The sequence below is a fragment of the Pseudomonas sp. KBS0707 genome, assembly GCF_005937945.2.
Classification (GTDB): domain Bacteria; phylum Pseudomonadota; class Gammaproteobacteria; order Pseudomonadales; family Pseudomonadaceae; genus Aquipseudomonas; species Aquipseudomonas amygdali.
The window spans coordinates 5,040,798-5,066,043 of the sequence record NZ_CP041754.1 but is presented as its reverse complement, the minus strand read 5'-3'; the positions used below and the strand labels follow the sequence as shown (position 1 = coordinate 5,066,043).

Here is a 25,246-nt window from a genome sequence, read left to right as displayed (position 1 = left end):
CGTCGGCGGTGGGGCATCATCCTTGCCCCGCACCCACAGCGCTATCCACACATCTGCTTTTGATTCTGGCCGAAGGCCGTGGGAGCGAACGTGTTCGCGAAAGGGACGGAAAATTCTCTGGAAATTTATCGTTTGAACGACCTCCTTCGCGAACAAGTTCGCTCCTACAGAAACCGTTTAGCTGAGCGATTCTGAACTGTTATTTAGCGCTCACCGCGCCGCGTGATACAGACTCACATCCCGAAACTCGTGGGGTTCAGCCAGGTCCGGCAGGGTGTGCGCATGCAGCATCGTCAGGCGCTGGTAAGCAGCGTGCTTGAAGTCGCGCACGCGGGAGTCTGCCACCAGTGCTTCGCGGCCCCGGGACAGAAATTGATCCAGCAGCGGCAGGTTGGCGCGGTCGTAGAGCACGTCGGCAACCAGAATCAGATCAAAGCGATCCGCTTCGGCGAAAAAATCCGTCGAGTAGCTTAACTGCACCTGGTTGAGTTCGGCATTGGCCCGGCAGTCAGCGATCGCCAACGGGTCGAGATCACAGGCCACCACCTCAAGTGCCCCTGCCCTGAGCGCGGCAATACCTGCCACGCCCGAACCAGCCCCGAAATCCAGTACCCGCTTGCCTTCTACCCAGTGCGGGTTTTCGGCCAGAAAACGCGCCAGAGCCAGGCCGCTGGCCCAGCAGAAGCTCCAGTACGGTGGCTCTTCCAGAATGCGGCTCGTTTCATCCGGGCTGAAGGCACGGTCCATGTTGGCATCGTCGATCAGCCACAGTTTCAGCTCAGTGCCCGTCAACGTTGTGACAACCAGCCGGGCGTCGCCGAGCAGTTCGCTCAGCGCGTCCTGAAGATGTCGCGGAGCAATCATGGCGCCTTGATGAATTGCAATTGCCCCAGTGCCTGAGTGGTGGGCTGGTCGATGCGCATCGACGGCAGGTGCAGTATCAATTGCCCCGACTGACTGGCGCGGCCGCGCAGTTCGACACGCCCGCCTACCGGAAAGGCTTCAGGGTTGAAGCGTAACTGGAACGGCAATGACTGGCCGTTGCCCTTCAGCAAGGTGTTGGTCAGCAGCTTCTGTGGACGGCCTCGCTCGTCGATCACCAGCATCGCCAGTTCGACCTCGGCCCCGGCAGGTACGCCGAGCAGTTGCCCGCTGAGTTCACGTTGGTACGGTTGCAGCGGGCCGGGCCCGGCAGGCACTTTGATTGCCGGGGCGACGGGCGGTGCCGCAGCCGGTTTTGGCGCGTCATTGCTGCTGCACGCGGCCAGCAAGCCAATGAGGCCGAGTAGAATAACGGGGCGTAACGTCATCAAGAGCTCCACAAGACAAAAATCGAAAGGCTGAGTGACGCCATGCATGCAGTATTACCGAGCGCAGGCAATTTCACATCGCTTTAATGCGCGTCTATATACCGTAAACCCTCAGCCTTGTCTTGCCAGCAGGATGCGCTAACATGGCGCTCCTCATTCTTTCGTTGCCAGCCACCATGCACTGTCCCTTCTGCGGTGCCAATGACACCAAAGTCATCGACTCCCGCCTCGTCGCCGAAGGCGAGCAAGTACGCCGCCGACGCGAGTGTCTGGCCTGCGGCGAGCGCTTCACGACGTTCGAAACTGCCGAGCTGGTTTTGCCGCGTCTGATCAAACAGGATGGCAGTCGTCAGCCTTTCGATGAAGAAAAACTGCGCGCCGGTATGCAACGTGCGCTTGAAAAGCGTCCGGTGAGTGTCGAGCGCCTTGAGGCGGCACTGGTGCACATCAAGCACAAGCTGCGAGCGACCGGCGAGCGCGAAGTCAAATCGCTGGTGGTTGGCGAACTGGTCATGGCCGAGCTGCAAAAGCTCGATGAAGTGGCCTACATCCGCTTCGCCTCGGTGTACCGCCGCTTTCAGGACCTCAACGAATTTCGTGAAGAAATCGACCGTCTGGCCCGCGAGCCGGGTAAGGAATAAGTGCATTGCTGACTGAACTGGCGGCTCTCGACGTTCATTACATGGCGCGTGCGCTGGAGCTGGCGCGTAACGGGCTCTACTCCACGCACCCCAACCCGCGCGTCGGCTGCGTTATTGTGCGTGACGGCCAGATCGTCGGTGAGGGCTGGCATGTACGGGCTGGCGAGCCGCATGCCGAAGTGCATGCCCTGCGCCAGGCCGGCGAACTTGCCAGAGGCGCGACCGCCTACGTCACCCTTGAACCGTGCAGCCATCAGGGGCGCACGCCGCCCTGTGCCGATGCGCTGGTCAACGCCGGGCTGGCGCGGGTCGTCGCGGCCATGCAGGACCCCAACCCTGAAGTGTCCGGTCGTGGCCTGTTGCGCCTGATGAATGCCGGTATCGGCGTTCAGTGCGGCGTGCTGGAAAGCGAAGCGCGAGCGCTGAACAAAGGCTTTCTCAAGCGCATGGAAACCGGACAGCCCTACATACGCGTGAAGATGGCCATGAGCCTGGATGGCCGAACCGCTATGGCCAGCGGCGAAAGCCAGTGGATCACCGGTCCCGAGGCGCGTTCCGCCGTTCAGCGTCTGCGCGCGCAGTCGAGCGTAGTGCTGACCGGAGCCGATACGGTGCTGGCCGACAAGGCCCGCCTCACCGTGCGCCCCGATGAGTTGGGTCTCAATGCAGAATTGACCGCGCTGGCCGCTGCGCGTCCGCCCCTGCGGGTATTGATTGACGGTCGTCTGCGCGTACCGCTGGACGCGCCGTTCTTTCAGGCGGGCAGTGCGCTGGTCGTGACCTGTGCTGCGGCGTCGGCGCGAGGTCGCTATCAGGAAGAAGGCCACGAAATGCTGGCACTGGCTGACAGCGCCGGTCATGTGGACCTGCGCAAGTTGATGGGCGAACTGGCCACGCGTGGTGTCAATGAAGTGCTGGTCGAAGCCGGTCCGCGGCTGGCGGGTGCCTTTGCGCGTCTCGGGCTGGTCGACGAGTTTCAGATATTCATTGCCGGCAAGTTTCTCGGCTCATCGGCCCGGCCGTTGCTCGACCTGCCGCTGGCGCAGATGAGCGAAGCGCTGGAGCTGAACATCGTGCAAATGCGTGCCGTCGGTAATGACTGGCGAGTCATCGCTCTCCCTGTGCGCGCACCCGGCGTATAATTCCCGGCTTTCGCCTTGCGCGCAGCCCTTGTTCTCCCGGAGGACCCATGTTTACCGGCATTATCGAATCCATCGGCAGCATCCGCGCCCTGACTCCCAAGGGCGGCGACGTCCGCGTTCACGTGGAAACCGGCAAGCTCGACCTGAGCGACGTCAAGCTTGGCGACAGCATTGCCGTCAATGGTGTATGCCTGACCGCCGTCGAATTGCCCGGCGACGGCTTCTGGGCTGACGTCAGTCGTGAAACCCTGACCGTAACTGCCTTCGTCGATCTGAAGAGCGGCAGCCGGGTCAACCTGGAAAAGGCCCTGACTCCGACCACGCGTCTGGGCGGTCATCTGGTCAGCGGCCATGTCGACGGCGTGGGCGAAATTGTTTCCCGTGCCGATAACGCCCGCGCCATTCAGTTTACGGTGCGTGCCCCGCGCGAGCTGGCCAAATACATCGCCCATAAAGGCTCGATCACGGTCGACGGCACCAGCCTGACGGTCAACTCGGTCAATGGTGCCGAGTTCGAACTGACCATCGTGCCGCACACCCTCAGCGAAACCATCATGGCCGACTACCAGCCTGGCCGTAAGGTCAACCTGGAAGTAGACCTGCTGGCACGTTACCTGGAGCGCCTGCTGCTGGGCGACAAGGCCGCCGAGCCTGGCCACGGCACGATCACCGAAAGCTTTCTGGCCGAAAACGGCTACCTCAAATCCTGAATTGATTGAAGGGGGTGCCGCGTGGCGCTCAATACTATCGAAGAACTGGTTGAAGACATTCGCCAGGGCAAGATGGTCATCCTCATGGATGACGAAGACCGTGAGAACGAAGGCGACCTGATCATGGCCGCCGAATGCGTGCAGCCCGAGCACATCAACTTCATGGCGCGTTTCGCCCGTGGCCTGATCTGCATGCCGATGACCCGCGAGCGCTGCGAAACCCTCAAACTTCCGCTGATGGCACCGCGTAATGGCTCCGGCTTCGGCACCAAGTTCACCGTTTCCATTGAAGCCGCGGAAGGTGTGACCACTGGTATCTCCGCAGCTGACAGGGCACGTACCGTTCAGGCTGCCGCCGCAAAAGAAGCCAAAGCCGAAGACATCGTCAGCCCGGGGCACATCTTCCCGCTGATGGCTCAGGCCGGTGGCACTCTGGCTCGCGCCGGTCATACCGAAGCGGCCTGCGACCTGGCGCGCATGGCCGGCTTCGAACCGACGGGGCTGATCTGCGAAGTCATGAACGACGACGGCACCATGTCGCGTCGCGCCGAACTTGAAGAATTTGCCCGGCAACACGACATCAAGATCGGCACCATTGCCGACCTGATTCACTACCGGATGATCCATGAACGTACCGTTCAGCGGATTGCCGAGCAGCCGATGGACAGCGAACTGGGCAGTTTCAACCTGGTGACCTACCGCGATTCGGTCGAGGGAGATGTGCATCTGGCGCTGACCCTGGGCAAGATCTGCGCAGAAGAACCAACCCTCGTACGCGTTCATAACATGGACCCGTTGCGCGACCTGCTGATGGTCAAACAGCCCGGCCGCTGGAGCCTGCGCGCCGCCATGCGAGCGGTTTCCGAAGCTGGCAGTGGCGTTGTGCTGTTGCTCGGTCATCCGCTGGATGGCGATGTGCTGCTGGCTCACATTCGCGAAACGGCAGGGCAGCAACCGATCAAGACGCCGACCACTTACAGCACGGTGGGTGCCGGTTCGCAGATCCTTCGTGACCTCGGCGTGCGCAAAATGCGCCTGATGAGTTCACCGATGAAGTTCAATGCGATATCCGGTTTCGATCTGGAAGTTGTAGAATACGTGCCCTCCGAATAAATACCGGCAGGTCGGGGCGTGCGAAAGACGGTTTTTCGCAGCTTTTGGCCTGACAGTTGCAATTCGTGGCCTAATATCCCTCAAAGTCCGCCCCAAGGCGGGCTTGCTCTTTAATACGAGACTCACCGAATGACCTTGAAGACCATCGAAGGTACCTTCATCGCCCCACAAGGCCGCTACGCCTTGGTAGTGGGCCGTTTCAACAGCTTCGTCGTGGAAAGCCTGGTTAGCGGTGCCGTTGATGCGCTGGTACGCCACGGTGTCAGCGAAAGCGACATCACCATCATCCGTGCGCCGGGTGCGTTCGAAATCCCGCTGGTCGTGCAGAAAGTTGCCCAGCGCAGCGAATTCGCGGCCATCGTCGCACTGGGTGCGGTGATCCGTGGCGGTACTCCGCACTTCGAATACGTTGCAGGCGAGTGCGTCAAAGGCTTGTCTCAGGTGTCCATGGAGTTCGGCGTTCCGGTCGCTTTCGGCGTACTGACCGTCGACTCCATCGAGCAGGCCATCGAGCGTTCCGGCACCAAGGCCGGTAACAAGGGCGCTGAAGCTGCTCTGTCCGCCATTGAAATGGTAAGCCTGCTGTCGCAGCTGGAGGCCAAGTGATTTCCGACGATACCGACCAGTTCAACCCGCGCGACGCCAAATCGCCGGAAGCTGCCAAGGGCAAAAGTGCCAAACGTCGCGAAGCGCGGCAGATGGCTACTCAGGCCCTTTATCAGTGGCACATGGCTGGCCATGCGTTGAACGAGATCGAAGCACAGTTTCGTGTCGACAACGATTTCAGCAATGTCGACGGCGCCTACTTCCGTGAACTGCTGCACGGTGTGGCCACCAACAAGACCGAGATCGACACCGCGCTCTCGCCTTGCCTCGACCTGACCATCGAAGAACTCGACCCGGTTGAACTGGCCGTCCTGCGCCTGTCCACCTTCGAGCTGCTCAAGCGCATCGACGTGCCTTACCGCGTTGTGATCAACGAAGGCATCGAGCTGGCCAAGGTCTACGGCTCTACTGACGGTCACAAGTTCGTCAATGGCGTGCTGGACAAGCTGGCACCGCGCCTGCGTGAAGTCGAAGTGAAGGCCCACAAGCGCTGATTCGCGCCTGACCTTTATGGGAGAGTTCGAGCTGATCCGCAATTACTTCGCCGCCGCGCCCTGTGCGCAGGTGGGCGAGGAAGTTGCCCTGGGGATCGGCGACGACTGCGCGCTGCTGGCGTTAGCGCCCGGCGAGCAGCTGGCGATCTCGACCGATACCCTGGTTGCCGGGGTGCATTTTCCTGATGTCTGCGACCCCTTTCTGCTTGGCCAGCGAGCGCTGGCTGTATCTGCCAGCGATCTGGCGGCCATGGGCGCTCGTCCTGTCGCGTTTACCCTTGCCTTGACCCTACCGCAGGTCGATGCCGACTGGCTGCAGGCATTTGCCCGCGGCCTCAATCACATGGCGCAGGGCTGTTCGCTGCGTTTGATCGGCGGCGATACCACACGCGGGCCCTTGAGCCTCACGCTAACGGTGTTCGGCGCTGTTCCAGCCGGCTCGGCCCTGACGCGCAGCGGCGCTTGCGCCGGCGATTTGCTCTGCGTTGGCGGCGCGCTGGGTGATGGCGCAGGTGCGTTGCCGCTGGTATTGAAGCAACGCAGCATCGAGGCTTCGATTGCCGAGGCGTTGCTGGCCCGCTACTGGTCGCCGCAACCTCAGCTAGCGCTGGGGCAGGCATTGCGGGGCAGGGCGACGTCGGCGCTGGACATCTCCGATGGGTTGCTGGCTGATTGCGGACACATTGCCCGTGCATCAGGCGTCCGGCTGGTCGTCGAGCGTGACAGGCTGCCGATGTCTGATCAGTTGCTGAAGTTGTTCGATCTGCCGTCTGCCCGGCAGGCTGCGCTCAGCGGTGGCGACGATTACATCCTGGCTTTCACGCTGCCGTCCGGACACCTTGCCAGCTTGCTGGATGAAGGCTGGCCGGTGCATGTGATTGGCCGGGTAGAAAAGGGCCAAGGTGTCGTTGTTGTCGACGGCGCAGGGCTGGATGTCACGCCCGATACGCGTGGCTACCAGCATTTCGGCAGCGCGCAGTGAAGCGATGCACTGCGTCTATCTATCGAACTTTATGATCTAAATGCCCGAGAATTCAGCCTGAGCGTCCGCAGGAACCTGCTGTTACAATGCGAATCTTGCGAATTTCCAGTCTTCATACTGATCAGGAGCACACGGTGCCCGTCGTATTTGTCGCCGCTTCCAAACTGCCCACCCCCTTTGCAGAGTTTGCCATGCACGGCTTTATCGAGTCGGCAACCGGCCGTGAACATGTCGTCCTGAGTCTGGGCGATGTGGCGGACGGTGCGCCGGTTCTTGGCCGCGTGCATTCCGAATGCCTGACAGGCGACGCCCTGTTCAGTCAGCGTTGCGATTGCGGTTCACAACTTGAAGCCGCCCTGCGCGCCATTGCTACCGAAGGGCGCGGCGTATTGCTGTATCTGCGTCAGGAAGGGCGCGGTATCGGCCTGATGAACAAGATCCGCGCCTACGAGCTGCAGGATGGCGGCGCTGACACAGTAGAGGCCAATGAGCGTCTGGGCTTTGCTGCCGACCAGCGCGATTACGCGATCTGCCTGCCGATGCTTCAGCACCTGGGCGTTCAATCGTTGCGTCTGATGACCAATAACCCACGCAAGGTCAAAGCCTTGACCGACATGGGCATCACGGTCGCCGAGCGTGTGCCGTTGCACACCGGACAAAACCCGCACAACCGCCTTTATCTGGCGACCAAGGCGGGCAAGTTGGGACACATGATGGGTAACGAGCATCAAAGCGAGGTCGGCCCCGCGTGACACGCAGCGAGGTGCGTCAAAAGCTGGAAATGGCGTGGTGGCGTCAACTGGGGCTGACATTGGCGCCATTGCTGGTGGTCTGTGTGTTTTTCGGTGCCAGCGAGCCGCTCATTCCTGTGTTGGCGATACCGCTGTTCATTGCCGGGATAGGCTCGATGTTCGTCAGCCTGAAGCCCTTCGGGGCTTACAAGCGAGCGTTAACGGCTACCCAGGCTGCACTCGACACGCCGGAAGAGCCGGCAGCATGGCTCAAACTCGCTGCTGTCCGCCGTCTGGCCTTTCTCGCTGCCGGGCTGCCCGCCTGGATCGCCGCCATCGCAGTGCTGTTCGGCTTGCACCCTTTGCCGGTCTGCCTGCTGGCGTTTGCCAGCGCAGTGCTGCTCTACCTGTACCGCATTCCTGCACTTTCCCGCTGATCGACCCTGGCTGATTTTTCCAGACGAAGTGGGTACGACCAGCCGGAAATCCGATCAGCCCGCCAGCAACCACACACCCGTTGCCGCAGAAGCTGCACCTGCGATGCGCACCAGCGGTGCTGCCGCCTGAGGCAATACGCGAACCACGGCATAACCTGCCGCGTGCAAGGCTGCAGTCGCTGCCACGAAGCCTGCTGCGTAAGCCCATGGGCTGGACATGTCCGGAAGCTCAAGGCCATGCGCCACACCGTGGAACAACGCAAACAGTGCTGTCGCTGCAACGGCCAGTGCCAAGGGCGGACGCACCGCCAGTGCCACAGCCAGACCCAGCGCCAGTACCGACGCGGCAATGCCGCTTTCCAGTGCTGGCAGGTTCAGACCTTCAAAGCCCAGCACGCCGCCGATCAGCATGGTGCCGACGAAAGTGCAGGGCAGCGCCCAGCGTGCGGAACCTTGCTGTTGTGCGGCCCACAAGCCGACGGCAAGCATTGCCAGCAAATGATCCAGACCGCCAATCGGGTGGCTGATACCCGCTATCAGACCGTTATCGCCATGACCGGGGTGGGCCAGCGCCAGGGTCGGGATCAGCAGCAGCGCGAGGGCACCAAGGGCTTTTTTGTAGTTCATCGACGGGTTCCTTTTGGTTGTGAATTCAGGCGGCTGCAGTGAGCAGACCCTGGCGTTCAATGAAGGCAATGATCTGCTCCAGACCCTGACCGGTTTTCTGGTTGCTGAACACGAACGGCTTTTCGCCACGCATCCTGCGCGTGTCGCTGTCCATCATTTCCAGTGACGCGCCCACCAGCGGTGCGAGGTCTATCTTGTTGATCACCAGCAGATCGGACTTGCAGATACCCGGGCCACCTTTGCGAGGCAGTTTGTCGCCTGCCGATACGTCGATCACGTAAATCGTCAGGTCGGAAAGCTCCGGGCTGAACGTTGCGGAAAGGTTATCGCCACCGGATTCGACAATGATCAGGTCCAGGCCCTCAAAGCGGCGATTGAGCTGGTCAACCGCCTCCAGGTTGATCGAAGCGTCTTCACGAATGGCGGTGTGCGGGCAGCCACCGGTTTCAACACCGATGATGCGCTCAGGGGCCAGTGCCTCGTTGCGCACCAGAAAGTCAGCGTCTTCGCGGGTATAGATATCGTTGGTCACGACCGCCAGGTTATAGCGGTCGCGCAATGCCAGGCACAGCGCCAGAGTCAGAGCTGTCTTGCCGGACCCTACCGGGCCACCGATGCCGACGCGCAGAGGTTGGCTGTTCATTGAGTTCTCCATAAATACTGATCAGGACCGGAATAACCGGCTGTATTGACGTTCATGCGCCATGCTCGCCAGGGACAGGCCGAAGGCCGCGCTGCCAGCATGGTGGGTATCTTGTCGGGTGGCATTGACCTGCGCTTGCTGCAGTAACGGCAACAGCTCGCTGGTCAGGCGTTGCGCAGCTTGCTGGCCGAGTGGCAGGGTTTTCATCAGCACAGCCAACTGGTTTTCCAGCCAGCTCCACAGCCATGCGGCCAGTGCGTCTTGCGGGCTGATCTGCCAGGCACGTGCGGCCAGCGCCCAGCCCAGGGCCAGATGCGGCTCTGCAGTCTGTTCAAGAAAGTGGCGTGCATCGCGATCCAGCTCAGGCAGGCCATTGAGCAATTGTTGCAAGGAATAACCCATCTGCCGGCTTTCCTGATGCAGCTCGCGCGTTTCACGGCTGGCGCGGTGTTGCTCGCTGACTTGCAGCAGTTGACCCCAGTCACCGGCCGACGCTGCTTCACAGTGGGCCAGCAGCAGGGGGGCCTCAAAGCGAGCGAGATTGAGCAGCAGCTGATCGCTGATCCAGCGCCCTGCAGTCTGCGGGTCTACCACGATGGATTGCTCCACGGCCATTTCCAGCCCTTGTGAATAGCTGTAGCCACCAATCGGCAGCTGCGGGCTGGCCAGACGCAAAAGCGCCCAGGCGCTGTTCACTTGCGCACGCCGAACTGGTGCATGCGGGGCGGATAGTTGAAATCCTCTTCGCCTGCACGCGAGTGGTGATGCCCACCGCCATAGGCACCATGTTCCGGCTGGAACGGTGCTTCGATGGTTTCGACGGTGGCACCGAGCTGATCGAGCATGGCCTTGAGCACGTAGTCATCGAGCAGGCGCAGCCAGCCGTCGCCGACTTGCAGGGCTACGTGACGATTGCCGAGATGATAGGCCGCGCGGGTCAGTTCGAAGGTACTGCTGCAAGTAACGTGCATCAGCTTTTCCGGGCGTGCGCAGACACGCACCACGCGGCCATCTTCGGCCTTTAGAAACTCGCCATCGCGCAGGGGCGATTGACCGCGTTGCAGAAACAGGCCCACGTCTTCGTTTTCCGCACTGAAGCAGCGCAGGCGACTCTTGCTGCGTGCCTCGAAATTCAAATGCAACTCGGCGGCCCATTCGGCCTGAGGTTCGATTCGGTTGTGAATCACCAGCATTAGATAGCTTCCAGCCAATTGCGATGCTTCAAATCAGAGCAAGGGGCTTGCCAACAGGGCAGGCTGTAGGAAATTGCTGGCGGAAGTGGCTGACTTTTAATTGTGCACGGCCTTGTCGTGCTCATTTATGGTGTGCAACAAAAAAAGCGACCTTTTTTGGTGCTATCACTGACTTCAACTGACGCTCAATCGTGACTGCCGAGCCCACGCCAGTGCCGTGCGCCGATAAAGATGAAGCGCAATTGCTGGGTAATCTTGGCCTGAGGTGTCAGGTGCGGTGCAAGCGAAGCGGGTGGAGGGTCGATCAGTTCCGGCAGCATGGCGAACACGCTTTTGACCACAAGGTCGGCGATGATCGACAGCGCGTCAGCGTTCAGGTGCTGCCATTTGGGCATTTTTGCCAGGTCGGCCGTCAGGTCGGCGCTGATGCCCTCGCGCAGAGCCCCCAGAGCCTGACGCACTTTAAGAGAGCCGCCATACTGTTCTCGGGCCAGAAAAAGAAACTGCGAGCGATTGGCTGCTACACGCTCTAGAAATATCTTAACTGACGCGCGAATCAGCCCGCCCATGGCGAATTCGTTGTGGCGTACCAGCCGGATAGTTTCGCGGAAGGTCTGGCCGACCTCACTTACCAGCGCCAGGCCCAGCTGGTCCATGTCTTCGAAGTGACGATAAAACCCGGTCGGCACGATGCCCGCCGTGCGTGCCACTTCCCGCAGGCTAAGGCTGCCGAAGCCGCGCCCGCTTTCCATCAACTGATGGGCAGCGTCAAGCAAGGCTCTTCGGGTCTGTTGTTTCTGTTCGGCGCGGGGCAGCATGGCTCAAACGATTCTTGGATTAGGCTGGACTGCACTTTAGCAAATGCGCTTTACCTGCGTCGAAAGGGTTTTCATTCAGACTCTTTTACGTGCGCTGCAGCGCGGGTGCTGGCCTTTGGTGCGATTTCGTATTCAAATCAAACCCTCGGCGCGTTTGTCAGTCGAACATTCATGTCGTATTCAGCGCGCCAGGGTCGGGGCGCTGTTTTCTGGAGAGTCACGCATGACGCGCAGCCGCAAGATTTTCGCCTGGACAGGTGCCACGTTGTTGGTGGTGCTGGCCATACTGGTCATTGTGCTTGTCACGTTCGACTGGAACCGCATCAAACCTACCCTCAATGAGAAAGTCAGCGAAGCGCTGCATCGCCCGTTCGCCATCAATGGTGACCTGGATGTGCGCTGGACGCGCGAGCCCGAGCTCGGTGGCTGGCGTGCCTGGGTGCCGTCGCCGCACTTCGTGGCCGATGACCTGACACTGGGTAATCCCGAGTGGTCGAAAACTCCGCAGATGGTCACTCTCAAGCACGTTGAGTTTCGTCTTTCGCTGTTGCCGCTGCTGGCTCAGCAAGTGGTCATCCCGCGTATCGATTTGACCGGTCCAGAGGCAAAGCTTGAGCGGCTGGCCGATGGTCGCGCCAACTGGGTGTTCGACCTGCCCAAATCCGACCCGAACGCTGAACCTTCCAAGTGGGTGGTGGATATCGGGGCCATCAAGTTCGACAAGGGGCTGGTGAGTTTCAATGACCAGACACTGAATGCCAATCTGGATGTGGTGATCGACCTGCTCGGCAAGCCGATCCCGTTCAGCGAAATCGTTGGCAGCAAGGAAGCGCAAAAGGCCCAGGAAAAGGGCGCAGTACCTCAGGACTATGCGTTTGGTCTGGCTGTAACAGGCCAGTACCATGGTCAGAAACTGAGCGGCACCGGCAAGGTGGGTGGCCTTCTCGCACTCAAGGATGCCAGTCAGCCTTTCCCGGTGCAGGCCGATGTGAAGGTCGGTGATACCCACGCGGTCATCGCCGGGACCCTGACCGACCCACAGAACCTGGGTGCGCTGGATCTGCGCCTCAAACTTTCCGGCGCGAGCCTGAGCAATCTGTACCCGCTGACCGGCGTGACCCTGCCGGACTCTCCGGCTTACTCCACCGATGGCCGCCTGATCGCCAAACTGCATGACCCGGCAGGAGCCAACTTTCGTTACGAAGGCTTCAACGGCAAGATCGGCAACAGCGATATCCACGGCGATCTGGGTTACGTAGCCAGCCAGCCACGGCCGAAGCTGAGCGGCGTGCTGGTGTCCAATCAGTTGTTGTTCAGCGACCTCGCGCCACTGATCGGTGCGGACTCGAATGCCGCTCAGAAAAAGCGCGGTGGCGAGAGCAAGCAGCCATCGGGCAAAGTCCTGCCCGTAGAAGAATTTCAGACCGACCGCTGGCGAGCGATGGATGCCGACGTGGAGTTCACCGGCAAGCGCATTGTGCAAAGCCCGGACTTACCGTTCACCGACCTGTATACCCATCTGATTCTCAACGATGGTCAATTGAGCCTGGAGCCGCTGCGCTTTGGAGTGGCAGGCGGCAAGCTGGATGCGGATATCCGCCTCGACGGCCGCAACAAGCCGTTGCAGGGCAGGGCGAAGCTGTCGGCGCGCAACTTCAAGCTCAAGCAGCTGTTCCCGACCTTTGAACCGATGAAAACCAGCTTCGGTGAGCTGAATGGCGATGCCGACATCAGTGGCCGAGGCAACTCGATTGCCGCTTTGCTCGGCACCGCCAACGGTGAAATGAAAATGCTGGTCAACGACGGCGCGATCAGCCGTGGCCTGATGGAAATTGCCGGGCTCAACGTGGGCAACTACGTGGTGGGCAAGCTGTTTGGCGACAAGGACGTGAAGATCAATTGCGCGGCTTCTGACTTCGGCATCAAGGACGGCTTGGCGACCAGTCGGCTGTTCGTCTTCGATACCGAGAACGCCATCATCTACATCAATGGCACCGCAAACATGAAGACCGAGCAACTGGACCTGCAGATCAACCCGGAATCCAAGGGCTTCCGCGTGTTCTCGTTACGCTCGCCACTGTACGTCAACGGCCCGTTCGCCAAGCCCAATGCAGGCGTGCAGTCCGGCCCGTTACTGCTGCGCGGCGCCGGTATGGTTCTGCTCGGTGCAACCGTAGGCCCGGTGGCCGGTCTGCTGGCGCTGGTCGCGACCGGCGATAGCGCACCGAACCAATGCGGCCCGCTGCTGGAGCAGATGCGCACCGGCAAGGCACCGAAGACGGTGAAGTGATTGCACACTCAAGGATCAGCGGTGCGATGCAGATCTGCGACGCAGAGCGTCACGCAATGCATTCCGACGCTGGAGCGAGCGCAACGATAATCTCAACTATCGTGCGACGCTCCGAGTCGCATGCCGCTCTGGACGCTCCGCGTCCGGTCTTGATGTACGGTGCGATGCAGGCTTGTGACGCAGAGCGTCACGATCGGCATCCAAAGGGAGCACAGGGAACGATAGTCGTGCGTGAATCGCGCATCCAGTTGTCCACAAAAAAGCCAGGACACAGGTCCTGGCTTTTCACTTGTCGCCGCTTGTTACAGGCCTTCGAGGATGTCCGACATGTCGTCGGCGTGCTCTTCTTCCTGAGCAAGAATCTCTTCAAAAATGCGGCGGGTGGTCGGATCGCTGTCACCGATGTACTGAATGATCTCGCGATAGCTGTCGACCGCGATGCGCTCGGCAATCAGATCTTCGTACACCATTTCCTTCAGCGTGTTGCCCGCAACGTATTGTGCGTGTGAGTTCTTCGACAGCAGGTCCGGGTTGAATTCCGGCTCTCCGCCCAGCTGCACGATGCGCTCGGCCAGCTTATCGGCGTGCTGTGCTTCCTGTTCAGCGTGCTCCAGAAACTCGGCTGCCGCCACGCTCGCCTTGAGGCCGGACGCCATGTAGTAGTGGCGTTTGTAGCGCAGCACACAGACCAGCTCGGTCGCCAGTGACTCATTGAGCAGGCGCAGCACGGTTTCGCGGTCAGCGCTGTAACCTTCAGTCACAGCACCATTCTCAACGTTCTGGCGCGCACGCTGGCGCAGAGTATTTACATCGGAAAGCTGTGATTGCGGTGCAGAAATCATCATTTATCTCCATGGTTCATCAGGTTTTTCTGTCCCGCTCTGTGTGTTGCCCGGCAGGATCAGCGAAGGTTGTGAGTGCTGGAGGAGGGGAAAAGTTTTATCGGATTTTCGCCGTTGCGGACGGTTGTGACTGAATGTAAAAATATAAGAAACGAGTGCAGAACGCTGCGGTCCCAACCATGAGACCCAAATAAATCGTGGAGATACACAATGCTTAAGTTTCTCGGAAGCACCGTCGGCATCATCTTTCTGATCGGCCTGGTCGTGGTCATCGCCCTGTTCAAGCTGGTTTTCTAAGCGTCAACCTGCTGGTTGGCGTGGTTACTGCGCTCTGAAGGATTCTTTGGGGCGCGGTAATGATTTTTTAGAAATGGACTGGGCGTCAGACGCTGCTCGTTAGAGGTATTTGGTCCAGAAATAAAATATCACGGATGCCGTCATGGCTAGCATGCCGATCATCCACGCCGCCAGAATGCGCACTTTGAGCTCCGCAGGAAAGTTTTTAAGATCCTGAGGATCGACGAGTTTCCTTCTGATAAGCAGGCCCGGCGTCGATAAAACCAATGCAGCCATCCAAAGGCGCTGCACTTTGCTGCGTAAATCATCACCTGCATACAGTCGCTTATAATCATTTACAAACTGACAGTTCGATAGGTGTGACTCGACAGTGTCGATGTACCGATGTGCTGTATATGCCATTGTAATCAAATTTAGAAATACTGAAGCCATGATGATGCCGGCTATGATGCCAGGCTCTACAGTGTTCAATACGTTGGCTCCCTGTTTGAGCTGATTTTTTGCGTCTCTGAACTTTAGATGATGTGAGAATTACAATGCCCTGAAGCTTAATCAGTGCGCTAGAAGATGACTCGGCGCTGCGGCGCAGGGAGTATCAGTTTTTTTGTGTTCGGGCTGGTTAGGGCCTGCCGTCAGGCAGGCCCTTGTTTTACCAGCTCGGTCTGGTAAATCGGTCTCCGTACAGGATCGCAAATTGATTCATTGCCACTTTCCAGTCGTGTGCCGCATGACCCCAGTTGGCGGTGATGTTGCGCAACCCAAGCCATATCAGTTTCGTCGCAGCCTCATCGGTCGGGAAGTGCCCTCGAGTCTTGATGATCTTGCGTAACTGGGCATTGATGCTCTCGATGGCATTGGTCGTGTAAACCACTTTGCGAATGCCCGCCGGAAAAACAAAAAACGGTATAACCCGATCCCAGGCGCGACGCCATGCAGCAACTACAGTCGGATACTGCTTGCCCCAGGGGCCCGCTTCAAAGGCGTTAAGCTCTTGCTCAGCCACATCGGCATTGATCGCCTGGTAGATCGGCTTGAGTGCTTTGGCCAGTGCCCGACGTTTATCCCAAGCGGCATAGTCCAAGCTGTTGCGGATCAGATGCACGATGCAGGTTTGCAGCGTCGTGGCAGGAAAAACCGCCCCCAACGCCTCCGGTATTCCTTTGAGGCCATCCGTGACGGCGATCAGAACATCTTCAACGCCACGAGTCTTGAGGTCGTTGAACACCTTCATCCAAAACTTGGCACCCTCGGTGCTCTCGATCCATATACCCAGAATGTCGCGCGTGCCATCAGGTAATACCCCCAGCGCCAGATAAATAGCCTTGTTGCACACTAACCCCTCGTCCCGGATTTTGACCCGTAACGCATCGAAGAAGATCACCGGATACATCGGTTCCAAGGGTCGTTGCTGCCAAGCGCCCACCTCTTCCATGACCGCATCGGTGACTGAGCTGATGAAGTCATGGGACACGTCAGTTCCATACTGCTCAGATAGAAAAGCGCGGATCTCACGCACCGTCATGCCCCGGGCGTACATGGCAATTATCTTGTCGTCGAAGCCTGTAAAACGTCGTTCGTGCTTGGGAATCAGGATCGGGGCGAAGCTACCATCGCGGTCTCTGGGGATATCCAGGCGAAGCGGCCCGTCGTCGGTCAGAACCGTCTTGCTGCTTTTGCCATTGCGCTGATTGGTCGACTCCTTAGGGCGCTCCGCGCCCTGAGGATAACCAAGGTGGTGACCCAGCTCGGCGCCTAGCGCACGCTCGATCAGAGCCTTCTTGAACGCCATGGACGCGTCTTGAATGGCTTCGGCGCTCATCGGGCCTTTAACAAACTGCTTGATCAGCTCTTGGGGAATCGAGGGCAACTCCCTCGCTGTTGCATTGGCGGACTTCTTTTTGGTCGGCATACATGCACCTCTAGCTACATGTTATGCCCGAACACAAAATTTCTGACAGTCTCCGGCGCACGCCAATGGAATTGTCCGGGTATTAGTAATCTCCTCTTGAGATGGCCAGTGAATTTGCTCAACTCATCTGCATCAGTCAGCCTTTAAGTTTGCCGGGTAAGCCACCTGCGTACAGTACTTTTCGGTTTGATGAGACGGATGAGGATTTTGGTAGCTGTGATTCGATTCCACCTGTGTAAATGTGCGCTACATAAATAATAGAGGGCAAGCTGAGCGCCATAATTGTCAAGATAATAATGTCTGCTAATCCTGACTCGATACGGGTCAATTGTTGATCTCGTCTAATACCTTAAAGTCCTAGGTAGTGTCCGGCGATTCTGAGCGCCATCATCGCTGTGAATAAAATAAAGGTTATGGTTGTCGGAATGATCAAGAGGTTTTTGTAACGTGCTGGAAGGCGTTCAACCTCCGAGGCATCAATGACTCCTCTTCTGGCGCTTAGTTTTGGTAACATTAGCACTACTGAAATAACGCCGCCGCGCATAACCTTTCCGAGCAGGCCTCCACCCGACCATGCCTCTCTAATGGTCTGTACGGAAGAGCAGTTTGGTAGCTGCTCCTCAATGATCTCAACGTACTTATGCGCAATGATAGCGGTGGCGAAAAGGTTGAGTATCATAGGTACCATTATGAGTATACCGATCAAGCCTACTGGGATATTTGTCATTTTGAAACTGCCTCATAAATGTACTCTCCAATTCGCTCGCCGACCCATTGGCCTCCTTCTCCGCCTACCCATCCTCCAGCTGCACCCCCGATTACAGTGCAAGCCAGTGCCCCAGGCCCTGTTGTGATACCTAGCGCCACAAGACATATACCGCCAGCTATGTACCCACCCCCAGCCCCGCTAACAGTGGAGCCTCCGATACTAAACAGTAATGAGCTCCCCTCCACATATTTCGCCCTTTGACATTGCTCCTCGCGGCCTACCGTACAGGCCTTATGAATCGAAAGCCCTGTGGTGCCCACCTCAAGTGCAGTCCCTATATACGTTCCTCTCTTGATCCATTTGGAGGCTTTGGCCACGCCAGATACCTTGTCAGCGTATCCCGCGATTTCTCCTGTGTGCATGTAGCTATTAGTCGAAAGTCCAAGCAGTCGTTTGATCGAGCCTTCGTTGCGCAGTCCGGATCCATACGCCAGAAAATTGTTCAGCAGCTTATCAAGCTTCATGAACAACTCAGTTCGTTTGGCGTAGAAAGCGTCTCGTTGGGTCATCGTGCCGGAGCCCATGTGTTCCCGGTAGAGTTTTTCGATCTGTTGAAGGGCTTTCTTGATCTCGTCCATATGCTTGGCCCAGCCATCACTCGTGGCGCCTATCCCCATGGACGTATAAGAAATCGTCTGCTTGAGCAACTCAAAATTCTCAAGAAAAAAGTCATCTCCCTCCACGCCATTCACCAGCAACGCTGTATGCACTTCCGCAGCCTTGGCCATCAGGAAGGCTTCCTGGGCGGTAGACGAGGGCGTGGACGCGTCGCCGACGATGACCAGCTCACCGGCCAGTACGACGCCGCCCGAGATGTGGGAATTGAGGGCGACGAATTTGGCTTTGGCATTCTTTGGCAGCGCAAGGTTGGCGTTCAAAGAATCGAAGGTCTGTGTTCTGGAGTTGATGAAGGATCGTGCTTCGGCCATGGTCGTGCCTCACGAGTACTTTTTATTATTGATCCGGTCCCAGCCGCCAGCCACGTTACCGCCTGCTGTGCCATCGACACGTTTCTGCAGGGTGTAGGTGGTTTTGATGCGGCCGTAATTGAGCTGTACGATTTCGATGGGGATGCCGGCGCTTGCGCTCTGGGTGTAGTCGGCGATGATGACTTCCTCGAGAACCACTTCGTAGTATTTGAGCTTGTCGGTGCCTGCGCGGCAGAGTACCAGCTTCACTTCCTTGAGGTGCTGGCCTGCGCAGCTGGCTTCCATGAGCTTGCAACTGGCGCTGTCGAGGTATTTGGTAAACGTGAAGTTGGTCATGGTGGTGCGACCGGATGAAGCGCCGCCCGAGGAACTGGCGGTGGCAGAGGTGCTTTGGTTGACGCCAAAGTTATAGCCGGTGATTTCGATCCACTTGCTGTACTTCTCGTCCAGCGCCTCGCCCGGGATGTCTGCGATCTGAATAAAAGCGTCGAAAGCCATATGAACCTTTCCTTGGTCATTAGTGATGCGGTGTAGTGATTTTAAGATGAGTGGCTATGACAGCAAATTTGTACATGGGTTTCAAGGCGCAAGCGGTGGTTTGAAACGCAATGTCTAATGACGGGTTTAATACTTAAACATCAAAATAGAAATGCCCGGCGCATTGCGCGTCGGGCGTCTGTAAGTTATTTCCGTTACATCGCTTTTTCGTTTTTCTCGCGTTGTTCGCAGGTCATGAAACCTTTGTTGGTCACGCGGCCGTCGCTGTTGAAGCTGACGTGGTAAACCTGTTTGTGGCCATCTTTGGCCAAGACGTAATTGTTGCAGGTGCCTGGGTTGACCTTACGCTCGATGGTGCTCGACGGCTCGCCGCCGATGGTCAGGACCTGCTGGCGCGTCATGCCGTTCTCAACCTGCTTGACCAGCGGTTCGTTGCGATAAGTGACGTAATCCACCGGGTTCTGCACGGTTGTGTTGCTGCAGCCGGCCATCGTCGCCAATACAAAAGTCGCCGCGAAGATTTTCTTGTACATCGTTATTGCTCCACATGTCAGAGCCGGTCTTGGCCCGGTAGCGCTTTGAGCAGGAAACCGGGCTAAGAGTTCGAAAAAAAGATGGCGATACGGCAGTACCTCTCGCGACAATCCCTGACCGCGAGGTGGCCCTTTGAATATTCGCCAGCACGTTCCCGAAACCGCGAGGTCAATCTGATGGCACGGTCGGACATTAGGGTCCGGCCCTGGGCTCGGTCATCGGTTGTCGGACCGTAGTTCGTTAATCAGCCGCTCCTCAGTGACGGCCAGGAAGATGCGATGAGCGATAAAGAACTGTATGAAATCGAGTACACCTTGCTGGGCGAGCACCACGTAGACGTCATCGAGAATCTGGATGTGCCCATCATCGAAGTGGTACACGAGCTGGCGCTCAAGCACCATGTCGAGCTGGACGATCTTGCAGTCGGTGAAGCCGGCATGGCTCACGCCGCCGGAATCACCGATGTGTCGATTCATAGTGTGGAGGGCAGTGAGGGCAGCGCGACTGCCTAACTCGTCTTTGACCGCAGCGGGGTCGTCCAGCGTTCTGCAAGGATGACGCCGCACAGGGTCAGCGCTCCGCCGAACAGGTGATAGAGCGCAAGTTGTTCGCCCAGCGTCGCCGCGGCAATCAATGCCGTGGCGATCGGCATCAGGTTGAAGAACAGCGTCGTGCGGCTGGGCCCCAGACGCATGATCGAGGTCATCCACAACCATGGCGCAAGCATGGAAGTCGGAATGGCTGCATACAGCACCATCGGAATGTTGCTGGCATTCAAGCCGGTTTTTGCCGACAGGATAAAAGGCGGCAGCAACACGATAAGCGCCAGCAGAATCTGTACGTAAAGCAATTGCAGGGGCGGCAGGCACAATTGCCACTTCTTGAGCAGCGTGCTGTAGACCGCGTACGACGCTGTGGCCACCAGCACCATCGCATCGCCCCGATTGACGCCATGATCGATCAGCCCAGCGGGATTGCCCGCCGACACCACGACTACCACTCCCACGAATGACAGCACAGCGCCCAGCAGTGCGCCACGGGTCAGGCGATTGCCCAGGCAGGCTATCGACAGCCCCTGCGCCATCATGGGCACCAGCGACTGAATGATCCCCATGTTGGTGGCGGTCGTCAGGCTTGCAGCGAAATACGCCAGGCTTTGATACATCGCAGTGCCGAGCACGGCAAGAATGAAAATTTTACCCAGCACCGGTTTGATCGCGGCACGGTTCGCCCAGACAGGCCTGAGCATGAAGGGTGTGAACAGCAAGCCTGCCAGCGCCCAGCGATAAAAGCCTATTTCAGCCGGAAAGATCACTCCGGCAGACGCCTTGGTGACGGCCGTATTGATCGCCCAGATAAGGACTGTAATCAGTGGAAAAGCGTATTGCATGAGGGAATCATCGTTAAAGCGAGGCGTAATTATCCGCCTGTTGGTCGAGAATGCCAGCGGCGATGCAGTGTGCCCCGTCATGGGTCGCAACATCTGACTACACTGAATCACAGCCTGCGCCGTCCGGTGCGGTGGTTCTGGAGAGTGGATCGATGAAGAAGCTCGGTATTCCTTTATTGCTCGTTGGCTTGATGCTGTCTGCTCAGGGGTTCGCGGCGACTGCACAGCAGAACAAAATGACCACTTGTAATGCCGACGCCAGCGCCAAATCGCTTAAGGGCGATGAGCGCAAGGCGTTCATGAGCACTTGCCTGAAAGCGGCACCAACGCCGGCAGCTACCCAGCAGGACAAGATGAAGACCTGCAATGCGACCGCCAGTACTCAGGCACTCAAGGGCGACGCTCGCAAGAGTTTCATGAGCGATTGTCTCAAGAAGAAATAATTTTCCAGCCAGAGCCATCGCTACAGACAAGGCGCGCGGGTGCAGTAAACACTGCACTTTGGCGCCGTTATCGAGCCGATCATCGGGCAGATGATTGCGCCGCACTTTTTCCGGCTTTCGGATTACTGGTTCTCGACTGAGAAGGCTGGCAGACTGCCCACCTTCCTTGTGTTGCCCGTTGAGGGTCTATGCCAACGTTTTCTGCGCGTCAGGTGTTAATAGCCAGCTGGATTCTTGTATTTGGCGGTCTGTTATTGGTGTTGCCATTCAAGTTGCTGCCCAGCCTGCTGGCCGGACTGTTGGTGTTCGAACTGGTCAACATGCTGACCCCCAAGTTGCAGCGTCTGATCTCTGGCGAACGCGCCCGCTGGCTGGCGGTAGCGCTACTGGGTACTGTGGTGGTCAGCCTGCTGACACTGATTTTTGCCGGTGTCATCAGCTTTGTGCTGCACGAAGCCGAAAACCCCGGGGCCTCGCTGGACAAGTTCATGACCCTGGTGGACCGCGCGCGCGGTCAGCTGCCGCCGTTCATTGATGCGTATCTGCCTGCCAGTGCGGCGGAGTTTCAGGTCTCCCTTGGGCAGTGGCTGCAGAAGCACGTCGGCGAGTTGCAGTTGATCGGCAAGGGCGCAGCACACATGTTCGTTACCATGCTGATCGGCATGGTGTTGGGGGCAATCATCGCCTTGCAGCGTATTTCCGATGTCCATGCGCGCAAGCCGCTGGCGGCCGCACTGTTTGATCGTCTGTATCTGGTCAGTCGCGCATTTCGCAACATCGTTTTCGCCCAGATCAAGATTTCCCTGCTCAACACGGCGTTTACTTCGGTATTCCTGGCCATCGTCCTGCCGTTGTGCGGGATTCACCTGCCGCTGACCAAGACCCTGATCATCATGACCTTCCTGCTCGGCCTGTTGCCGGTGGTGGGTAACCTGATGTCGAATACGCTCATTTTCATTGTCGGCATGTCGATCTCGATCTGGGTAGCGCTGGCTGCGCTGGGTTACCTGATTGTGATTCACAAGGTCGAGTATTTCCTCAATGCACGCATCGTCGGCGGACAGATCAATGCCAAGTCGTGGGAGTTGCTGCTGGCGATGCTGCTGTTCGAAGCCGCATTCGGCCTGCCGGGTGTGGTGGCAGGGCCGATTTACTATGCGTATTTGAAGAGTGAACTGCAGAAGGAAGGGTTGGTCTAGGGCGCGTGGATATCTGACTGGCTAGAGTCTGCGTTGCGGCTGGAATCTGTGACGCAGAGCGTCACGAACGGCATTCCCACGCTGGAGCGTGAGGAACGATAGTTCTTTAACTACCGTGCCTGCGCTCCGAGTCATACCACTAGCCGTAACGCTTCTTCGCTTCAATCGCCAGGCCGCTGCCGATGCTGCCGAAGATGTTGCCTTCGACGTGGCGGGCGTTGGGCAGCATAGCCGAGACGCTGTTGCGCAGGGCGGGAATGCCGCTGGAGCCGCCGGTGAAGAACACCGTGTTGACCTGTTCGACACTCACGCCCGCGTCGCTGAGCAAGTTCGTCACGCTGTTGCGCACGCGCTCAAGCTGAGCGTCGATTGCCGCCTCGAACATCACCCGGCTCAGGTCCACACTCAATCCTGCTTCCACCCGGTCCATTGGCAGATGGCGGTTTTCAGCGTGGGTCAGCTGGATTTTGGTTTCTTCCACTTCCATGGCCAGCCAGTGCCCGGCGCGCTGTTCGATCAGCTTGAACAGGCGATCGATGCCACCCGTGTCTTCAATGTCATAACGCATGCTGCCCAGTGCCAGCTGCGACTTTTGCGAGTACACCGCATTGATGGTGTGCCAGGTCGCCAGGTTCATATGGTGGCTGGTCGGCATGTAGGCACCGCTTTTCATACGGCTGCCGTAACCGAACAGCGGCATCACGCCTTGCAGGCTCAGCTGCTTGTCGAAGTCGGTGCCGCCAATGTGCACGCCGCCCGTGGCAAGAATGTCCTGTTGGCGATCATCGTGCTGGCGTCGCTCGGGTGACAGGCGCACCAGCGAGAAGTCCGACGTACCGCCGCCGATGTCGACAATCAGTACCAGCTCTTCGTCTTTGATGGTGGACTCGTAGTCGAATGCCGCAGCAATAGGTTCGAACTGGAACGAAACGTCCTTGAAGCCGATCTTGCGGGCCACTTCGGCCAGTGTGTCTTCGGCTTCCTGATCGGCCTGTGCATCGTCATCGACGAAATGCACCGGGCGACCCAGTACCACTTGCTCGAACTCGCGTCCGGCCGTGTGCTCGGCGCGTTTTTTCAGCTCGCCGATAAACAGCGCCAGCAAATCCTTGAACGGCATCGCCGTGCCCAGCACGCTGGTGTCATGCTTGATCAGCTTTGAGCCCAGCAGGCTCTTGAGCGAGCGCATCAGGCGGCCTTCATAACCTTCCAGATACTCGTGCAGCGCCAGGCGGCCATACACCGGGCGGCGTTCTTCCATATTGAAGAACACCACCGACGGTAGAGTAATTTTGTCGTCCTCCAGCGCGATCAACGATTCCACGCCGGGTCGTTGCCAGCCGACGGTGGAATTGGACGTGCCGAAATCGATGCCGCAGGCACGGGCCGGGGATTGGTCATTCATGTCTTTTACGTTCCAGTCAAAAAACGGCCGCGCAGTTTATGTCAGCGCGCGCCAATTGCGTAGCGCGACACGTCGCTTATATTTACCTGACTGTATTTACCGTCAAGGCTTGAACTGAAGCCCGTTACCCCCAATCTTGAAGGGATTCTCGGTAGACCTGGCTGTCGAACACGATGTTGTCGAGTGATCGACCCGTCTGCAAAGACGGCCGGCTATCTATAAATTTTCGACGTTAGGTAATCCAGATACCTCGTAAACAGAGGGAGCTGGGCGCGTGACGCCAGCGTATCTGGCTTTGCCGGATAATTCGGATGGGTGATCGTTACATGGATTTCAAAGACTACTACAAGATACTTGACGTTGAGCCGACTGCGGACGACAAGGCGATCAAGACCGCCTATCGCAAACTGGCGCGCAAGTATCACCCTGACGTCAGCAAGGAAGCAGGCGCTGAAGACAAGTTCAAGGAAGCGTCCGAAGCCTATGAAGTGCTCAGCAGCCCTGACAAGCGCGCCGAGTACGATGAGCTGCGCAAGTACGGTCGGCAGGGTCGTCCGTTCCAGACTCCGCCAGGCTGGCAAAGCCGGGCTGGCGCAGGCGCTGGAGGATTCGAGGAAACGGCAGACTTTTCAGAATTTTTCAGCTCCATTTTCGGCGGCCGGCCACAGCAGGGCGGCCGTACCCGCAACCCCGGGCGTACCGGGCAGGACGTTGAGATGGAGCTGGCAGTCTTCCTTGAGGAGACCTTGTCGGGTGAGTCCAAGCAGGTCAGCTTCAAGGTGCCGCAGCACAGCCCCAACGGGCAGCGCATGAGCGATATCACCAAGACCCTGAACGTGAAGATTCCTGCGGGCGTCGTCGACGGCGAGCGCATTCGTCTCAAGGGCCAGGGCGCGCCAGGAGTGGGCGGAGGTGCCAACGGCGATCTGTACCTGATCATTCGCCTGGCACCGCATCCGCTGTTCGAGGTCGAGGGCCATGATCTGGTCATCACCGTTCCACTGGCGCCCTGGGAAGCAGTGCTGGGCACCAAGGTGGCGGTACCGACGCTGAACAGCAGGATCAACCTGACCATCCGCCCGGACAGTCAGAACGGTCAGCGTCTGCGGATCAAGGGTAACGGCTTGATGAACAAGAGCGGCGAGCGGGGCGACCTTTACGCCCAGCTGAAAATCGTCGTGCCAAAGCACACCGACGAAGCAACCCGGGCGCTGTGGCAGAAACTGGCAGACAGTTCCTCGTTTGATCCCCGGGCGCAGTGGAAGGGTTGAGCGTAGCAGTCTTGCGATTCTGT

At 58.4% G+C, this 25,246-nt stretch carries 30 protein-coding genes; 14 read left to right on the top strand and 16 right to left on the bottom strand.

The window, feature by feature from the left end:
• Positions 1-210: 210 nt before the first annotated feature.
• Together FFH21_RS24160 and FFH21_RS24155 are read right to left on the bottom strand one after the other, a co-directional pair.
• Positions 211-864: a methyltransferase gene (locus FFH21_RS24160; RefSeq protein WP_011169587.1), complete on the bottom strand. Its 654-nt coding sequence runs from the start codon at positions 862-864 to the stop codon at positions 211-213.
• The gene (locus FFH21_RS24155; RefSeq protein WP_004655846.1) at positions 861-1,310 is read right to left on the bottom strand and encodes a hypothetical protein; all 450 of its coding nucleotides are present in this window, start codon (positions 1,308-1,310) and stop codon (positions 861-863) included. The genes FFH21_RS24160 and FFH21_RS24155 overlap by 4 nt, the downstream gene beginning before the upstream one ends.
• Positions 1,311-1,486: 176 nt before the next feature.
• Here FFH21_RS24155 and nrdR point away from each other — a divergent pair, with 176 nt between their 5' ends.
• The 9 genes from nrdR (at position 1,487) to FFH21_RS24110 (ending at position 8,166) form a co-directional block, all read left to right on the top strand.
• On the top strand, positions 1,487-1,951 hold the full coding sequence (gene nrdR, locus FFH21_RS24150; RefSeq protein ID WP_002555431.1) for a transcriptional regulator NrdR: 465 nt from the start codon (positions 1,487-1,489) through the stop codon (positions 1,949-1,951).
• 41 nt (positions 1,952-1,992) lie between these two features.
• Entirely contained in the window at positions 1,993-3,093 is a 1,101-nt protein-coding gene (gene ribD, locus FFH21_RS24145) for a bifunctional diaminohydroxyphosphoribosylaminopyrimidine deaminase/5-amino-6-(5-phosphoribosylamino)uracil reductase RibD (RefSeq protein ID WP_161798123.1), read from the top strand.
• A gap of 47 nt (positions 3,094-3,140) precedes the next feature.
• Positions 3,141-3,803 (top strand): riboflavin synthase, encoded by a 663-nt coding sequence (locus FFH21_RS24140; RefSeq protein ID WP_002555429.1) that lies wholly within the window; start codon positions 3,141-3,143, stop codon positions 3,801-3,803.
• Positions 3,804-3,824: 21 nt separating this feature from the next.
• Positions 3,825-4,916: a bifunctional 3,4-dihydroxy-2-butanone-4-phosphate synthase/GTP cyclohydrolase II gene (gene ribBA, locus FFH21_RS24135; RefSeq protein ID WP_005745957.1), complete on the top strand. Its 1,092-nt coding sequence runs from the start codon at positions 3,825-3,827 to the stop codon at positions 4,914-4,916.
• Between the two features lie 129 nt (positions 4,917-5,045).
• A complete protein-coding gene (ribE, locus tag FFH21_RS24130; protein ID WP_002555427.1) occupies positions 5,046-5,522 on the top strand; it encodes a 6,7-dimethyl-8-ribityllumazine synthase in 477 nt (158 codons plus the stop codon).
• Positions 5,519-6,016 (top strand): transcription antitermination factor NusB, encoded by a 498-nt coding sequence (gene nusB / locus FFH21_RS24125; RefSeq protein ID WP_002555426.1) that lies wholly within the window; start codon positions 5,519-5,521, stop codon positions 6,014-6,016. Before ribE ends, nusB begins: the two co-directional genes overlap by 4 nt.
• Before the next feature lie 16 nt (positions 6,017-6,032).
• On the top strand, positions 6,033-6,998 hold the full coding sequence (thiL, locus tag FFH21_RS24120; RefSeq protein WP_004655836.1) for a thiamine-phosphate kinase: 966 nt from the start codon (positions 6,033-6,035) through the stop codon (positions 6,996-6,998).
• Between the two features lie 134 nt (positions 6,999-7,132).
• Entirely contained in the window at positions 7,133-7,750 is a 618-nt protein-coding gene (gene ribA, locus FFH21_RS24115; protein WP_004655834.1) for a GTP cyclohydrolase II, read from the top strand.
• Complete coding sequence (locus tag FFH21_RS24110; protein WP_004666326.1) at positions 7,747-8,166, top strand: hypothetical protein; 420 nt, start codon at positions 7,747-7,749, stop codon at positions 8,164-8,166. Before ribA ends, FFH21_RS24110 begins: the two co-directional genes overlap by 4 nt.
• A gap of 54 nt (positions 8,167-8,220) precedes the next feature.
• Here FFH21_RS24110 and FFH21_RS24105 read toward each other — a convergent pair whose 3' ends face one another.
• From FFH21_RS24105 to FFH21_RS24085, 5 genes are all read right to left on the bottom strand, one after another.
• Entirely contained in the window at positions 8,221-8,793 is a 573-nt protein-coding gene (locus tag FFH21_RS24105; protein ID WP_002555422.1) for a HupE/UreJ family protein, read from the bottom strand.
• Positions 8,794-8,818: 25 nt separating this feature from the next.
• Positions 8,819-9,436: an urease accessory protein UreG gene (gene ureG / locus FFH21_RS24100; protein ID WP_003368915.1), complete on the bottom strand. Its 618-nt coding sequence runs from the start codon at positions 9,434-9,436 to the stop codon at positions 8,819-8,821.
• Positions 9,437-9,457: 21 nt separating this feature from the next.
• Positions 9,458-10,132: an urease accessory protein UreF gene (locus FFH21_RS24095; RefSeq protein ID WP_002555420.1), complete on the bottom strand. Its 675-nt coding sequence runs from the start codon at positions 10,130-10,132 to the stop codon at positions 9,458-9,460.
• On the bottom strand, positions 10,129-10,629 hold the full coding sequence (gene ureE, locus FFH21_RS24090) for an urease accessory protein UreE (protein ID WP_004655826.1): 501 nt from the start codon (positions 10,627-10,629) through the stop codon (positions 10,129-10,131). Before ureE ends, FFH21_RS24095 begins: the two co-directional genes overlap by 4 nt.
• 185 nt (positions 10,630-10,814) lie before the next feature.
• Complete coding sequence (locus FFH21_RS24085) at positions 10,815-11,447, bottom strand: TetR family transcriptional regulator (protein WP_002555418.1); 633 nt, start codon at positions 11,445-11,447, stop codon at positions 10,815-10,817.
• A gap of 223 nt (positions 11,448-11,670) precedes the next feature.
• Here FFH21_RS24085 and FFH21_RS24080 point away from each other — a divergent pair, with 223 nt between their 5' ends.
• Positions 11,671-13,737, top strand: coding sequence for an AsmA family protein (locus FFH21_RS24080; protein WP_005745952.1), 2,067 nt, complete (start codon positions 11,671-11,673; stop codon positions 13,735-13,737).
• Positions 13,738-14,039: 302 nt separating this feature from the next.
• Here FFH21_RS24080 and FFH21_RS24070 read toward each other — a convergent pair whose 3' ends face one another.
• From FFH21_RS24070 to osmE, 7 genes are all read right to left on the bottom strand, one after another.
• Positions 14,040-14,579 (bottom strand): bacterioferritin, encoded by a 540-nt coding sequence (locus FFH21_RS24070; protein ID WP_011169584.1) that lies wholly within the window; start codon positions 14,577-14,579, stop codon positions 14,040-14,042.
• 396 nt (positions 14,580-14,975) lie between these two features.
• Positions 14,976-15,347, bottom strand: a complete 372-nt coding sequence (locus tag FFH21_RS24060) for a hypothetical protein (RefSeq protein WP_005730426.1) — start codon at positions 15,345-15,347, stop codon at positions 14,976-14,978.
• A 178-nt stretch (positions 15,348-15,525) separates the two neighbouring features.
• Complete coding sequence (locus FFH21_RS24050) at positions 15,526-16,785, bottom strand: IS256-like element ISPsy17 family transposase (RefSeq protein ID WP_138858479.1); 1,260 nt, start codon at positions 16,783-16,785, stop codon at positions 15,526-15,528.
• A 349-nt stretch (positions 16,786-17,134) separates the two neighbouring features.
• On the bottom strand, positions 17,135-17,512 hold the full coding sequence (locus FFH21_RS24045) for a hypothetical protein (protein WP_004666324.1): 378 nt from the start codon (positions 17,510-17,512) through the stop codon (positions 17,135-17,137).
• Positions 17,509-18,483 (bottom strand): hypothetical protein, encoded by a 975-nt coding sequence (locus FFH21_RS24040; RefSeq protein WP_011169582.1) that lies wholly within the window; start codon positions 18,481-18,483, stop codon positions 17,509-17,511. The genes FFH21_RS24045 and FFH21_RS24040 overlap by 4 nt, the downstream gene beginning before the upstream one ends.
• A 9-nt stretch (positions 18,484-18,492) precedes the next feature.
• Positions 18,493-18,981: a type VI secretion system tube protein Hcp gene (locus FFH21_RS24035; protein WP_004655811.1), complete on the bottom strand. Its 489-nt coding sequence runs from the start codon at positions 18,979-18,981 to the stop codon at positions 18,493-18,495.
• A gap of 194 nt (positions 18,982-19,175) precedes the next feature.
• Positions 19,176-19,514, bottom strand: coding sequence for an osmotically-inducible lipoprotein OsmE (osmE, locus tag FFH21_RS24030; RefSeq protein ID WP_002555413.1), 339 nt, complete (start codon positions 19,512-19,514; stop codon positions 19,176-19,178).
• 279 nt (positions 19,515-19,793) lie between these two features.
• Here osmE and FFH21_RS24025 point away from each other — a divergent pair, with 279 nt between their 5' ends.
• On the top strand, positions 19,794-20,027 hold the full coding sequence (locus FFH21_RS24025) for a hypothetical protein (RefSeq protein WP_005732119.1): 234 nt from the start codon (positions 19,794-19,796) through the stop codon (positions 20,025-20,027).
• Here the strand turns inward: FFH21_RS24025 and FFH21_RS24020 are convergent.
• On the bottom strand, positions 20,024-20,905 hold the full coding sequence (locus FFH21_RS24020) for a DMT family transporter (RefSeq protein ID WP_011169581.1): 882 nt from the start codon (positions 20,903-20,905) through the stop codon (positions 20,024-20,026). The two genes, FFH21_RS24025 and FFH21_RS24020, sit on opposite strands and share 4 nt — an antisense overlap.
• A 152-nt stretch (positions 20,906-21,057) precedes the next feature.
• On the opposite strand from FFH21_RS24020, the gene FFH21_RS24015 reads away from it, so the two are divergent.
• Both FFH21_RS24015 and FFH21_RS24010 read left to right on the top strand, forming a co-directional pair.
• Positions 21,058-21,348, top strand: coding sequence for a PsiF family protein (locus tag FFH21_RS24015; RefSeq protein WP_005732120.1), 291 nt, complete (start codon positions 21,058-21,060; stop codon positions 21,346-21,348).
• A gap of 188 nt (positions 21,349-21,536) precedes the next feature.
• Positions 21,537-22,547: an AI-2E family transporter gene (locus FFH21_RS24010; protein WP_002555409.1), complete on the top strand. Its 1,011-nt coding sequence runs from the start codon at positions 21,537-21,539 to the stop codon at positions 22,545-22,547.
• 139 nt (positions 22,548-22,686) lie between these two features.
• Here FFH21_RS24010 and FFH21_RS24000 read toward each other — a convergent pair whose 3' ends face one another.
• Positions 22,687-23,952 carry an Hsp70 family protein gene (locus FFH21_RS24000; protein ID WP_002555408.1) on the bottom strand — a complete coding sequence of 422 codons (1,266 nt, stop codon included), beginning with the start codon at positions 23,950-23,952 and terminating at the stop codon, positions 22,687-22,689.
• A gap of 326 nt (positions 23,953-24,278) precedes the next feature.
• On the opposite strand from FFH21_RS24000, the gene cbpA reads away from it, so the two are divergent.
• Positions 24,279-25,223, top strand: coding sequence for a curved DNA-binding protein (gene cbpA, locus FFH21_RS23995; RefSeq protein ID WP_002555407.1), 945 nt, complete (start codon positions 24,279-24,281; stop codon positions 25,221-25,223).
• Positions 25,224-25,246 lie beyond the last annotated feature (23 nt).